The sequence below is a fragment of the Leisingera sp. M527 genome (genome assembly GCF_025141525.1).
Lineage (GTDB): Bacteria > Pseudomonadota > Alphaproteobacteria > Rhodobacterales > Rhodobacteraceae > Leisingera.
Window position 1 is genome coordinate 1,368,316 of sequence record NZ_CP081037.1, and the last position, 12,990, is coordinate 1,381,305.

A 12,990-nucleotide genomic window follows, 5' to 3' on the forward strand; every position below is an offset into this window, starting at 1 on the left:
CAGCCATGCGGCTTGTGCTTGATTTCATCTACCGTGCGGCCGGCGGGCTGGCAGCACTGTTCATCGTGGCCATCGTGGCGTTGGTATTCGCGCAGGTGTGCTTGAACCTGGCCGACAAGATCGCGGCGGCACTGACCGGCAGCGGGGTCGGCCTGACCATTCCGTCTTATGCCGATTTCACCGGCTTTTTCCTGGCGGCCTCCACCTTTCTGGCACTGGCCTACGCACTGCGCGCTGGCGGCCACATCCGGGTGACGCTGCTGACCAACCGGCTGCCCGTCCCCGCCCGCCGCATGACCGAAGCGGCCGTCACCTTTCTGGCACTGGTCATGAGCGGCTATGCCACCTGGTACATGGGCTTGCTGCTGCTGGAATCGCTGGAATTCGGCGACCGCAGCGCAGGAATGGTGTCGGTGCCGCTGTGGCTGCCGCAGGCACCGGTGGCACTTGGCCTTGCGATCCTCACCCTGGCGCTGGCGGACGAGCTGATCTGCATATTGCGCGGCGCCCCGCCCTCCTGGGAGGGCAAGGGCGAAAATCTTCTGAGCGAATAGGGGTTCACCATGTCGATTGCCGCACTTTCCATCCTTCTTCTTGTCCTTCTGTTCCTGTTCCTGGGTGCAGGCCTTTGGGTGGCCTTTGCCCTGCTGGGGGTGGGCATCGCCGCGATGGCGCTGTTCACCGAGGCGCCTCTGGGGCTGGTGATGGCCACCACCATGTGGGGCCACAGCAACTCCTGGGCCCTGGCGGCGCTGCCGCTGTTCATCTGGATGGGCGAGATCCTGTTCCGCTCGCGCCTGTCGGAGGACATGTTCACCGGGCTGTCGCCCTGGATGAACCGGCTGCCGGGGCAGCTGCTGCATGTGAATGTCTTTGCCTGCGGGATCTTTGCCGCGGTGTCAGGGTCGTCCGCCGCCACTGCCGCCACCATCGGCAAGCTGTCGATCCCGGAGCTGTCGCGCCGTGGCTATCCTGAAAAGCTGGTGATCGGCACCCTGGCCGGTTCTGCCACGCTGGGGCTGCTGATCCCGCCGTCGATCATCCTGATCGTCTACGGCGTGGCGACCGAGCAATCCATCGCCCGGCTGTTTGTCGCGGGCGTGCTGCCGGGCGTGCTGCTGGTCGGGCTGTTCGTCGGCTATGTGGTGGTCTGGGCACTCCTGAACCGCAGCCAGCTGCCCACCGAGGACATCGCCGCCACCTTCCGCGAGAAGCTGAAGCGCGCCCGCAGGCTGCTGCCGGTGGTGCTGCTGATCGGCGGGGTGATCGGTTCGATCTATGCAGGCATTGCCTCGCCCACCGATGCCGCCGCTGTCGGCGTGGTGCTGGCGCTGCTGTTGTCATGGCAATCGGGCTCACTCAACCGCCAAAGCTTTACCGAGGGTCTGATGGGGGCGACCATCACCTCCTGCATGATCGCCTTTATCCTGGCGGGGGCATCGTTCCTGACCGTAGCGATGGGGTTCACCGGTATTCCGCGCATACTGGCGGAGTGGATCGGGTCGCTGAACCTGTCAACCTTCACCCTGCTGGCGGCGCTGACCATCTTCTTTGTGATCATGGGCTGCTTTCTCGACGGGATCTCGGTGGTGGTGCTGACCGCCTCGGTGATCATGCCGATGGTGCTGGAAGCGGGCATTGATCCTCTGTGGTTCGGCATCTTCCTGGTGATCGTGGTCGAGATGTCGCAGATCACGCCACCAGTCGGCTTTAACCTGTTTGTGCTGCAGTCGCTGACCGGGCGGGACATTCTGACCGTGGCCAAGGCGGCGCTGCCGTTCTTCTTCCTGATGATCGTGGCACTGGTGCTGATCGTGCTGTTCCCGTCCATCGTCACCTACCTGCCGGAGCAGATGTAATGGCACAGGATACCGTTGCGGCGCCCAACCCTGAAATCCGCACGGTGGGGGTGGACGGGATGCTGGTGAGCTTTGGCAGCCGCCTGAGCGAGCCGGCCAACCGCGCCGCCCTGGCGTTCCGCGCAGCACTTGCGCAGGAGAGCTTGGACGGGGTCGAGGAGGTTTCCACCTCGCTGGTGTCGGCCTATGTGCGCTTCGACCTGCGGCATCTGGACCATGCGGGCTTGCGGGCGCGGTTGGAGGGGCTGCTGTCGCAGCGTGACTGGTACGCGGCCAAACTGCCCGGCCAGCGCCGCCTGTGGCGGATCCCGGCTGTGTTCGGCACCGATCTGGCGCCGCAGCTGCCGCAGGCGGCGGAGGCGGCCGGTATGAGCGAGGCAGAGGCAGTGGCCTCGCTGTCGGCAGCGCGGGTCAGGGTACAGACCATCGGTTTTGCCCCCGGCCAGCCCTATCTGGGTGAGCTGCCCGAAGCCTGGGATATCCCGCGCCAGAGCCAGCTGACCACCCGCATCCCCGAAGGCGCGCTGGCGGTGGCGATCCGCCAGCTAGTGCTGTTCTCGGTGGCGACGCCCACCGGCTGGATGCACGCGGGCCAGACCGCGGTGCGGCTGTTCCGCCCGGATGCAGAGGAGCCGTTCCTGCTGCGCCCCGGCGATGAGGTGCAATTCAACGCGATAACACCGGAGGAGCTGCAGGGCCTGCGGCGCGATCCGCTGGGCGGTGCCAAGGCGGAGGATCTGTCATGAGCGGCACATTGACCATTTTGCGCGCAGGACCGGGAGTGACGGTTCAGGACGGCGGCCGTTCCGGCTGGCTGGATTACGGGGTGTCGCGCGGCGGCGCTGCCGACCGGCTGGCGCTGGCCGAGGGCGCGGCGCTCTTGGGGCAAGCGGCGGATCTGGCGGCGGTCGAGATGGCCGGCCTGGGCGGCGAGTTCCAGGCGGGCAGCGATCTGCGCATCGCCCTGACCGGCGCGCCGATGCGGGCCAGCATCGACGGCACCGCCGTGGCTTGGAACGCCAGCCACCTGCTGCCCGCTGGGGCGCGGTTGACGATCGGCGCGGCCCGCAGCGGCAGTTATGGCTATTTGCATGTCAGCGGCGGTATTAAGTCGGCGGAGCATCTGGGTGCGCGGTCGGCGCATCTGGCGGCGGGCATCGGCGCGCCGCTGGCGGAGGGGGAGGTTCTGGACACCGGTCCTGACGGCGGCAAGGGCACCGGGCTGGGGCTGACGCCGGAGAACCGCTTCGAGGGCGGCACCGTGCGGGTGGTGGCGAGCCTGCAGACGGCGCTGTTCCCGCAGGCCGAGTTGGAGCGGTTCGAGCAGACGGCCTTCCGCCGCGGGGTGCGCGGCAACCGGATGGGCGTGCCGCTGGAGAGCGAAGGCGAAGGCTTCCGCCCCGAGGGCGCGCGCACGGTCGTCTCCGAAGTGATCGTGCCCGGCGACATCCAGGTGACCGGCGATGGCACGCCCTATGTGCTGCTGTCAGAGTGCCAGACCACCGGCGGCTATCCGCGGATCGGTACGGTGGTGCCCTGCGATCTGCCCTTGCTGGCGCAGGCGGCGGCGGGGGCGGCGCTACAATTCCGTTTCATCCCGCTGGAGGAGGCGGTCGGGCTGGAACGGGCAGAGACGGAGCGGCGCGAAGGCATGCGCGGCCAGTGCCGTCCCTTGATCCGCGATCCGCGCACTATGTCCAACCTGCTGTCTTATCAGCTGATCAGCGGCGCGATTGCCGGTGAAGAAGATGTCTTGTGAGGAGATGACATGACCCGGACTGTCGATCTGAACGCCGATATGGGCGAAAGTTTTGGCGCTTGGTCCCTGGGCGATGATGCCGGGCTGCTGGATATCGTGACCTCGGCCAATATCGCCTGCGGTTATCACGCGGGCGACCCGGATGTGATGGCGGCGACGATGAAACACGCGGTGGCCAAGGGCACCGGCATTGGTGCGCATCCTGGTTTTCCCGATCTGCAGGGCTTTGGCCGCCGCCGGATGTCGGTGCCCTATGGGACGCTGAGCAACATGGTGCGCTATCAGCTAGGGGCGGCGCAGGCAATGGCCCGCGCGGCGGGCGGCGCGGTGCGGCATCTGAAGCTGCACGGGGCGCTGGCCAATATGGCCTCGGAAGACATTGCGGTGGCGCGGGCCTGCTATCAGGCGGCCTTGTCAGTCGATCCGGAGATCATCGTGATGGTGCTGGCGGGCACCGCGCAGCAGCAGGCCGTGCAAGAGCTGGGCTGCAGGGCGGCCTGCGAGATCTTCGCCGACCGTGCCTATAACGACGATGCGACGCTGGTGAACCGCAGCCTGCCCGGCGCGGTGATCTATGATCCGGCAGAGGCCGGGCGGCGGATGGTGGAAATGGTGCGCGAAGGCGCGATTATCACCGCCGCCGGCAAGCGCATCCCGGCGCGGATCGATACCATCTGCCTGCATGGCGATACTTCCGCCGCTGTGGCCATCGCAGCGGGGGTCAAAAGCGCGCTACGGTCAAACGGCCTAAAGACGGCCATATTCGGTGGGGCCATGCTCTGATTTACCGGGACAGGCGGACGGGGTTCGTAGCATTGAAGAGCTTTGCCGAAGGATTCTGTTTGCTTAACTTCTTCGACTAAGATGCTTCGAATGAACAGTTCAAAATCCACCCTGCTGCACGGTTTTGAGTGTACGTTTTTGGGCAATCCGCTTCACCGCCGAAAATCTGCCGCATCGGTTACGAGAATTTTCTGCGTACGCGAAAGCTACGTTGGCAAAAGGCGGCTCTATCCGGCCTCTTTAGTGTCCAAACGCCAAGCAGTGAAGGTGCGGTTTTGATCTAATGCTCGACCCCGCCAAGCAATGACCGCTTCCGTGACATAGGCTGCAAAGCAGCGAGAAGCCCGTCGCATGTGCAAAGCGATGCTGCGTCAGCGAAGAAGAATTTGCCAAGGTCGGTTCTGTCCGGCGTCCTGGAATTTCAGAAAAAGAATCTCGCTGCAGCACACACGAACGGCAGGTATTCCCGCCGCGCTGCGACGTCAGAATTTGCGCGTGTGCAGAAAAACCCGCGCTGCGCGCGCACGCAGTAAGGAAATCCAATTTACAGGTTGGACTCTCCGCCAGCTTTCGCCGTGTTTTACTCAACAGCTGCTTTGCTGAATCCGCAAGGGCATTGAGCGTTCCGATATTTGGTGTCTCCACGCTCAATGCCCTTGCCATCGTTGCGCCAGGATGTTGACCAAAGGTCCACGGTAGACATTTCCGGCCAGAAAGAAGCGGGCGGGCAGAAGCCTGCTGGTGCGGTGCGCGGCTGTTGCGGGGGGGCGGATTGGGGCGTAAAGCTGTGGCTATGAAACGTTTTGCTCCTTTGCTTTCGTTTGCGCTGCTGGTGCCGCAGGGCGCCGGATCGCATCCGCATATTTTTGTCGATACCGCGCTGAAGGTAATTGTTTCGGATACCGGGCAGTTGCAGGCAGTGGAGATCACCTGGGCCTATGATGAGTTCTATTCACTGCTTATTTTCGAGGACCGGGGGCTGGACGGCGATTATGACGGTGCGCTGACAGCCGCGGAACTGGCCGGGCTGCAGGGGTTCGACTTGGCGTGGACCGAGGGGTTTCAGGGCGACACCTATTTGACCCGGGATGGGGCTGCACTGGCGCTGGGAGCGCCGGAGCATCTGTCCACCGAGGTCGCCGGGGGGCGCATCAGCACCCGCCACCGGCGCGTTCTGGCGCAGCCGCAGGCCGCGGACGGGGTGATGATCAAGGCCTATGATCCAACTTATTACACGGCCTATACCCTGACCGGCGGGCTGGAGGTTTCAGTGGGCTGCCAAGGTCATGTCACCCCGCCGGATCTGGACGCGGCCTATACCAAAGTTGAAGAGCTGCTCTATGCGATGCCCGCGGATCAGGCAGAGGCGGCGTATCCTGAGGTGGGGGCAGCTTTTGCCGATACCGTGCAGTTAAGCTGCGGGGCGTAAGGTGCGGGCTTTTCTGGCAGTTTCAGTGCTGGCTGTTGCGGTTTCCGCCGCCTGGCTGTGGGGCTTCGGCGGCGCAGGCGTTGTTGCCGCCTGGGCGGGCGAAGGCCAGCGCGAGGCGCAGAATGCGATGGCGCGGGGGCTGCGGGCCTTGCGGGCCGGTGAACCCGGAGCGCTGACGGCGTTGCTTGGTTTGTGTTTTGCCTACGGGTTCTTTCATGCCGCCGGGCCGGGGCATGGCAAGCTGGTGATCGGCGGCTATGGCATGGGCAAGCCGGTGCCGCTGGCGCGGCTGGCCGGGCTGGCGGTGGCGTCTTCGCTGGCGCAGGCGGCCACTGCGGTGCTGCTGGTGGCGGGCGGGCTGCTGCTGCTGGACTGGGGGCGGGAGCAGCTGACCCTTGCGGCCGAAGATGTGCTGGCGCCGCTGTCCTATGGGCTGATTGCGCTGGTGGGGCTGTGGCTGCTGCTGCGCGGGGCGCGGCGGCTGCTGGCCAGCCGGGATGGCGGGCCGGAAGGGCATCATCCGCATCACCACCATCATGAACAGGGAGACGCTTGTGCCGCCTGCGGGCACCGGCACGGGCCCACGGCGGAGGAGGCGGCCAGTGTCGCCTCGCTGCGCGACGCGCTGGCAATCATCGGCGCGGTGGCGCTGCGGCCCTGCACGGGGGCAGTGTTTTTGCTGCTTCTGACCTGGCGCATGGGGGTGCTGTGGGCCGGGATTGCCGGGGCCTTTGCCATGGGGCTTGGCACTGCAACGGTGACTGTGGCGGTGGCGGCGGCGGCGGTCACCCTGCGCAAGGGCGCGCTGGCGCAGCTGCAAGGGACGGGTGCGCTGCGGGCAGCGGCAGTGCTGGAAATCGCCGCAGGCGCAGTGGTGGCGGTGCTGGCGGTCCAGATCATGCTGCGGGCATTGTAAAGGATCACGCGGTCAGGGCGCTGTCCAGCAGGGCAAACATCGGCTCCTGGGTGAGATAGGCTGACATCAGCGCTTGCATCGGGGCGGCCTGTTCACGCGCAGTCATCCCGTGCCAGAAGGTCAGGGATTTGCGCTGCAGCAGGTGCCCGTGCGGGTGGGCTTTGCCATAGGGGGCGGGCACGCGTTTCAGTTCCGGGTCTTTGACGGCGAAGCCCTTGAGCGCCAGGATGTCCGTCAGCGCTGCGATCTCGTCGCCATAGGCGCCGTCGATGGCCGCCCGCCAGCGCGGCAGCTGCGGCTTGCCGAAACCCATGATGCCGCCGCCTGCGGTGCAATAATCCGGGGCCAGCCCGAAAAACAGCGCACAGCCGCTGCTGTTCAGCGTCCACATCAGGTGCAGATGGGTGCTATAGGGCGTCTTGTCCTTGGAAAACCGCACGTCGCGCTGCGGGCGGAATAACTTGCCCGTGACTTCGGCGCCGCTGCGCCGGGTTATGGCTTGGGAAACTTCGTCCAGCAGCCGCAGCGCAGGGGACTTCAGTTGGGCTTCATACCTGTCCTTATGCGCGGTGAACCAGTCCCGGCTGTTGTTCTGCGCAAGCGCTGCCAGAAAGGCGCGGGCATCGGGGATCAGCTGGGCAAAGGCGTTGGTCATCGGGAATGGCTCCTGTGCGGCAGGCGGGAAATCCTTCTGTGCAGGATATCACCATAGGCCTGTGCAGGGGCAAGGAAACTCCGCTCTTGCCGGGAATGACTGTCCCGCCTAAGGCTGGCTGTATGAGCACATTCGCACCCAAACACACCGAGATGTCCCTGCGCGGCCATACCAGGGCGATAGCCATCCTGGGGTTGCCGCTGATCGGCGGCCATGTGGCGCAGTTTGCAATCGGCCTGACCGATACCGTGATGCTGGGCTGGTACGGGGTAGAGGCGCTGGCGGCGGTGACGCTTGGGGCGACCTATTTCTTCTCCATCTTCCTTTTGGGGTCCGGCTTTGCCTTTGCGGTGATGCCGATGGTGGCGGCGGCAGCCGGTGCCGGGGAAGAGCGGCAGATCCGGCGCAGCACCCGGATGGGGCTGTGGCTGTCGCTGCTCTATGGTGCGCTGGCGATGCCCTTGCTGTGGTGGTCGGAGCCTATACTGCTGATGCTGGGGCAGAAGGCGGATATTGCCCATGCGGCGGCTGAATACCTGCGGATTGCAGGCTGGGCGATCTTTCCGGCGCTTTTGTACATGGTGGCCAAGTCGTATCTGGCGGCGCTGGAGCGGACCCAGATCGTGCTGTGGCTGTCGGTGTTCGGGGCGGTGCTGAACGCGCTGGTGAACTATGCGCTGATCTTTGGCAACTGGGGCGCGCCGGAGCTGGGCATCACCGGGGCGGCGATTGCGTCGCTGGTGACCAACGGGGTGTCTTTTGTGCTGGTGCTGGCCTATGCGCTGAAGGTGCTGCCGGAGCATGAGCTGCTGAAGAATTTCCAGCGCCCCGACTGGGAGATGCTAGGGCAGGTGTTGCGGATGGGAACGCCAATCGGGCTGACCACCCTGGCCGAAACCAGCCTGTTTGCGGCCTCAGCCATGATGATGGGGTGGCTGGGCACGGTGCCGCTGGCCGCGCACGGGATTGCGATCTCGCTGGCGGGGCTGACGTTCATGGTGCATCTGGGACTGTCCAATGCGGCCACGATCCGCGCGGGCAATGCCTTTGGCCGGGGTGACCGGGACCACATGGCGCGCGGCGGCAAGGTTGTGACAGTGATGTCGCTGGTGGTGTCCGTGATTGGGATCACTCTGTTTCTGACCCTTCCGGATCCGCTGATGTCGCTGTTTCTTGATCCGGCGGATCCGCAGAAGACGGAGATCCTGCTGATCGGTGCCGGGCTTTTGGCGGCTGCGGCGCTGTTTCAGCTGATGGATGGGATGCAGGCCATTGCGCTGGGGCTGCTGCGCGGAGTGCAAGACACCGGCGTGCCGATGGTGATTGCGGTGCTCAGCTATTGGGCCGTCGGGATTCCTGCGTCTTATGTCTTTGGTTTTATGCTGGAATGGGGCGGCGTTGGTGTCTGGGTGGGGCTGATTGCAGGGCTTACAGCCGCCGGCGTCTTCCTGATGGCCCGGTTCTGGCGGCAGTCGATCAAGCTGGTAGGCGCTGCGGCAGTCTGAGCGGCGCGGGGTTGACCCTTTGCGGGCATCTGGGCAGGCTTCGGGAACAGCTTTGGATCCATTCAGAAAGAGGCCGTTCCTGATGATGACCGACGACGACACACGCCTGCTGCGCATCGCCTTTGAGGAAGCCAGGGCGGGATTTGACGAGGGCGGCTGCCCGATTGGTTCGGTACTGGCGCGTGGCGGTCAGGTGGTGGCGCAGGGGCGCAATCAGCGGGTGCAGAAGGGCGATCCGATTGCCCACGGCGAGATGGACGCGCTGCGCAAGGCGGGGCGGCAAAGATCCTATCGCGATACGGTGCTTTATACCTCTTTGTCGCCCTGCATGATGTGCAGCGGTACCATTGTCCAGTTCGGCGTCCCGCGGGTGGTGATCGGTGATGCGCAGAATTTTGGCGGCAACGAGGAGTTCCTGCGCTCGCGCGGTGTGGAGGTGGTGATTGCCGAGGACCCGGACTGCATCGCGCTGATGGAGCGGTTCATCCGGGAAAGGCCGGAGCTGTGGGCGGAAGACATCGCCGAGTGACAGCGGCCTGAGGTCTGGCGAAACCATGGCATTTTGCGTCGGGTTTCGGAGGCTTGGCACCAGCCTGTTGCGGTAGGGTCTGCGCAGATTTGCAATATTTGCGCGCGCCGTTTGGACGGTGCGCGGCACCAGGAGGATCCCCCATGTCCAAACCCGTTGTTCTGATCACCTCGGCCACCGGCCGCATTGGCCGCGAGCTGGTGGCGCGTCTTGCCTCCGCAGGCGGTTTCACCGTGCGTGCCTGCTATTTCAGCGAGGCCAAGGCCGAGCAGTTGACCGCGCTGGGCGCTGATGAGGTTGTGAAGTTCGACCTGTCGGAGCCGGCCACCTGGGACGCCGCGCTGGATGGTGTTTCGGCGGTCTATTCCGCCTCGCTGGACCCGATGCTGGAGGGGCATCTGAACTTTGCCAAGGCGCTGAGCGCGCGCAAGGATCAGATCAAGCATGTGGTGCGGGTCAGCTGCATGGGCGCCGATACCAATACCGCCGATTATGACGCGGATAGCCATGCCTCGCGCGCAGGGGCCGGTATTCCGCTGATGCTGCAGCATTACTGGTGGGGCGAAAAGGCGCTGATTGATGCCGGTCTGAACGTGACCGCGCTGCGCAACAACTTCTTCATGAACCACCTGCTGAAGACCGATTGCGACACCATCGGCGCCGAGGGCTGGTTCTCCAACCCGCTGGGGGATATGCGCAATTCCTTTGTCGCCACCCGCGACATCGCCGAGGCGGCGGCAGTGGTGCTGGCGGAAGGCCCAGCGCGGCATGGCAACAAATTCTATGACATCACCGGTCCGGCGCCGCAGTCGATGGCGGAAATCGCCGCTGATCTGGGCCGCGCAATGGGCAAGGAAATCGCGTACCGCGCCCAGTCAATGGAGCAGTTCGAGGCCGATTTCGGCAGCACCCGCGCCGAGTTCTTTGAGTATCTGACCAACGGTTTCTACACCCGCTGCAGCCCGGATTTCTATAACATCACCGGGCACAAGCCGACCTCTTATTATGACTATCTGACCACCAAGGGCGCCTGCGGTGAAACGGGCCTTGAAGAGCTATGGCAGGGCAACTTGTGGAAGAAAGGTGTCGATGCAATGAAAGACGCCGCCGCCGCCACGGTGTCCTGAGCCGCAGAGGACCGTTTGCCGGTCTGAAAGAAAAAAAGGGCTTCGCACGGGCAGCGCGAAGCCCTTGGCTTGTCCTGCGTGGGGGGATTCGGCGGACAAGCAATCAGCGCCTTAGCACGGCCGTTTTTAGTGGCTGATGTCCGACAGCAGATCCGGGTTCATCACCAGATTACGAACACCGTGGGCGTGATCCTCCATAAAGACATTGTCTTCCAGCCATTTGCCGACGGAATGAATGTTCACCTTGGCGACCTTGGGGCGCACACTCCAGGAGACCTGGAAGGGGGAGCCGTCCTCGTTATAGCCGGGGCCGGTGGTGGAGCCGGCATATTGCACCGGGGTGCCGGTATCGCTGGGAATATTACTGGCCTGATGCAGCCCGTTTGCCTTGCCCAGATGGGCCAGCGCGTTGAAGTCGAGCGCATTTTCGTCGTTCACCAGCACAAAAACCTGTGCTTCGACCCGCAGCTGCGGGTTCTTGATCGCATCACTGAGACAGGACCCAAGGGTCGGGCCGGGCTGCACCTGGGCGGTGGAGTGGACGTAATGCACCTCGATCGTGTCGCCGGGCTGCAGATCGCCGTGTTCGGTTGCGCCGATGGGATGGTCGAGCGGTGCCAGTTCTGCGGCGGTCAGCGTGCCGTCGTATTTGTAGCCGGTGCCATAGCCGTGGCCGTCGCCATTGCCGGCGAAAGTCGTGAAGTCACCGCCGCGGTGTTCGGCGTTCTCGTGAAAGTGGATGTTGCACAGGTTCATTTCCGCATAGTCCGGCGCCGCCTGGAAACTGCGCGTGTTGCTGCCGGCAGCGGCGTCGATGTCGCGCGGCGCCTGGGGACCGAAACCGGCGCCCTTGGTCTTGGCCGCAAGGGCTGCGCGCTGTTCGGCAATCACACTGTCCGCAACAGCGCCTGCGCCGACAGCATAAGCTGCGGTCCCGGCAAGCAGAGTGGAAACAGTGGCAGCGGCCAGAGACAGAATGGGTTTTTGCATAGGGATTCCTGTTGTAGCTGAGAACAAAAGCGGGACGTACCGGTGCACCGCGGGTTCTGCGGGTGCGGGGCTGCTCAGGCGGCAGCAGTCCAGATGTGATACTTGGATTGTGTTAATGGAAAATTAATCAGCCAATAGTTGCACTGTCCGCCCCTGTATCCGCTTGGGCAGTGTGGTATGCTGGGCGTGAACACTGCCACCGGCGGCAAGGAGGCCCCTGTTATGGCAAGCTCCGTTACCTGTCCTGTTTCTCCGGCGTCTCTTTGGGGCGCTTTGCTGGCCTGCCTGGCTTTGATCGCCCTGGCTGCGGGCGCCGCGGCAGAGACTGAACGGCCCCGGAGCGGGCTGATGTGGAACAAAACCGGACTGCCGGCTGTGTTTCCGCTGCAGGTGAAAAGCCCGCCGGGGGCGGATTATTATCTGGTGCTAAGCAGCGAAGGCAGCGGCGAGGAAGCGCTGGCGGCCTATTTCAAGGGCGGTGCGTTCTTCAAGGTGCTGGTGCCGCCGGGCAGCTATGCGCTGCATTTTGCCAGCGGATCAGGCTGGCAGGGCGAGGGGCGGCTGTTCGGACCCGGAACGCGGGTCTTCAAGCTGCCGGAGGTGCTGGAATTTGCCATCCGCGGCGCAGGGATCAAGGGCGGGCACAAGATCACCCTGACGCGGAGCGGCGCCTATTTGCAGGCCGCGGTCACGGAACAGTATATCTGCCAGGTTGCCAGTCTGGACGAGCCGGCGCCGGTGCCCCGCCCGCTGCAGGACAGCCGGCACCTGTTCCGCCTGGGTGGTGACCGCCATGAAAGATGGAGCCTGCATCTGCAGTGGCGGCTGGGGCTGCGCGCGCCTGAGGCCGGAACGGCAGAACAGTTGTGGCAGCGCAGAAGGTTTGTGCTGGGCAGCCCGCTGTTGCCCAGGCGCCAGGCAGGCCTGCAAGACCCGGCCCCTGGGCGGGCGGAGGCCCGGTTCCGGTCTTTTTCGGTACGGTCGCTGTTCTGCGGCTGAAGCATCCGGGAGGGAGGGAGGTCAGTCCCCGCTTCGGTCCTTCATCAGCCGGTCGGCCTTTTTGCGCACCAGCACGCCGCGCAGGTCGTGCATCGCCAGCAGCAAAGCGTCGGTGACGTTCTCCAGCTGCGCATCCGTGGCCCGGCTGTTGGCCCAATGGGCGGTAAGGTTCAGGTGATCGATGGCACGGTGGATATCGTCGGTGTCGCGGGCGGCGATGGTGGCGGCGCGGCTTTCCATCCAGGATTTGATCTCGGCGATGTCCTGTTCGGACAATTCCCGCTGGCCATGCGGTTTGATCTCGCCGTTGCGGATGTTCACAACGGCGATCTGATCCATTTCGATCCGCCGCTGGCGGTTCTCGGTATCCACGCGAAAGACAAAAGCGCCGTTTTCACGGACGCGGAAGTAATAGTCCGGCAGTTCGGCGCTCATGTCT

Annotated in this window: 14 protein-coding genes; 11 read left to right on the forward strand and 3 right to left on the reverse strand. The window is 64.4% G+C overall.

Features of this window, described 5'->3' with window-relative positions; all coding sequences use genetic code 11:
• Window positions 1-5 precede the first annotated feature (5 nt).
• The 7 genes from K3555_RS06820 to K3555_RS06850 all read left to right on the forward strand — a co-directional run bounded on the left by K3555_RS06820 (window position 6) and on the right by K3555_RS06850 (window position 6,746).
• Window positions 6-554, forward strand: coding sequence for a TRAP transporter small permease (locus tag K3555_RS06820; protein ID WP_260007885.1), 549 nt, complete (start codon window positions 6-8; stop codon window positions 552-554).
• A gap of 9 nt (window positions 555-563) precedes the next feature.
• Window positions 564-1,859: a TRAP transporter large permease gene (locus tag K3555_RS06825; RefSeq protein ID WP_260007887.1), complete on the forward strand. Its 1,296-nt coding sequence runs from the start codon at window positions 564-566 to the stop codon at window positions 1,857-1,859.
• Window positions 1,859-2,605, forward strand: coding sequence for an allophanate hydrolase subunit 1 (locus tag K3555_RS06830; protein WP_260007888.1), 747 nt, complete (start codon window positions 1,859-1,861; stop codon window positions 2,603-2,605). Before K3555_RS06825 ends, K3555_RS06830 begins: the two co-directional genes overlap by 1 nt.
• On the forward strand, window positions 2,602-3,618 hold the full coding sequence (locus K3555_RS06835) for a biotin-dependent carboxyltransferase family protein (protein WP_260007889.1): 1,017 nt from the start codon (window positions 2,602-2,604) through the stop codon (window positions 3,616-3,618). Before K3555_RS06830 ends, K3555_RS06835 begins: the two co-directional genes overlap by 4 nt.
• Window positions 3,619-3,627: 9 nt before the next feature.
• The gene (locus K3555_RS06840) at window positions 3,628-4,401 is read left to right on the forward strand and encodes a LamB/YcsF family protein (protein WP_260007890.1); all 774 of its coding nucleotides are present in this window, start codon (window positions 3,628-3,630) and stop codon (window positions 4,399-4,401) included.
• A gap of 793 nt (window positions 4,402-5,194) precedes the next feature.
• Window positions 5,195-5,830 (forward strand): DUF1007 family protein, encoded by a 636-nt coding sequence (locus tag K3555_RS06845; protein WP_260007892.1) that lies wholly within the window; start codon window positions 5,195-5,197, stop codon window positions 5,828-5,830.
• Window position 5,831: 1 nt separating this feature from the next.
• Complete coding sequence (locus K3555_RS06850) at window positions 5,832-6,746, forward strand: nickel/cobalt transporter (protein ID WP_260007893.1); 915 nt, start codon at window positions 5,832-5,834, stop codon at window positions 6,744-6,746.
• Window positions 6,747-6,750: 4 nt separating this feature from the next.
• On the opposite strand, the gene K3555_RS06855 is transcribed toward K3555_RS06850, so the two are convergent.
• Window positions 6,751-7,401, reverse strand: a complete 651-nt coding sequence (locus tag K3555_RS06855) for a TIGR02453 family protein (RefSeq protein ID WP_260007895.1) — start codon at window positions 7,399-7,401, stop codon at window positions 6,751-6,753.
• A 122-nt stretch (window positions 7,402-7,523) separates the two neighbouring features.
• Here K3555_RS06855 and K3555_RS06860 point away from each other — a divergent pair, with 122 nt between their 5' ends.
• The 3 genes from K3555_RS06860 (at window position 7,524) to K3555_RS06870 (ending at window position 10,562) form a co-directional block, all read left to right on the forward strand.
• Entirely contained in the window at window positions 7,524-8,906 is a 1,383-nt protein-coding gene (locus K3555_RS06860; protein ID WP_259991359.1) for an MATE family efflux transporter, read from the forward strand.
• Window positions 8,907-8,988: 82 nt separating this feature from the next.
• The gene (locus K3555_RS06865) at window positions 8,989-9,435 is read left to right on the forward strand and encodes a nucleoside deaminase (RefSeq protein WP_260007898.1); all 447 of its coding nucleotides are present in this window, start codon (window positions 8,989-8,991) and stop codon (window positions 9,433-9,435) included.
• 143 nt (window positions 9,436-9,578) lie between these two features.
• Window positions 9,579-10,562, forward strand: a complete 984-nt coding sequence (locus tag K3555_RS06870; protein WP_260007899.1) for an SDR family oxidoreductase — start codon at window positions 9,579-9,581, stop codon at window positions 10,560-10,562.
• Window positions 10,563-10,688: 126 nt separating this feature from the next.
• On the opposite strand, the gene K3555_RS06875 is transcribed toward K3555_RS06870, so the two are convergent.
• On the reverse strand, window positions 10,689-11,552 hold the full coding sequence (locus K3555_RS06875; protein WP_259991365.1) for a delta-class carbonic anhydrase: 864 nt from the start codon (window positions 11,550-11,552) through the stop codon (window positions 10,689-10,691).
• A 222-nt stretch (window positions 11,553-11,774) separates the two neighbouring features.
• On the opposite strand from K3555_RS06875, the gene K3555_RS06880 reads away from it, so the two are divergent.
• Complete coding sequence (locus K3555_RS06880; RefSeq protein ID WP_260007900.1) at window positions 11,775-12,551, forward strand: hypothetical protein; 777 nt, start codon at window positions 11,775-11,777, stop codon at window positions 12,549-12,551.
• 21 nt (window positions 12,552-12,572) lie between these two features.
• On the opposite strand, the gene K3555_RS06885 is transcribed toward K3555_RS06880, so the two are convergent.
• Window positions 12,573-12,986, reverse strand: coding sequence for a hypothetical protein (locus tag K3555_RS06885; RefSeq protein WP_260007901.1), 414 nt, complete (start codon window positions 12,984-12,986; stop codon window positions 12,573-12,575).
• Window positions 12,987-12,990 lie beyond the last annotated feature (4 nt).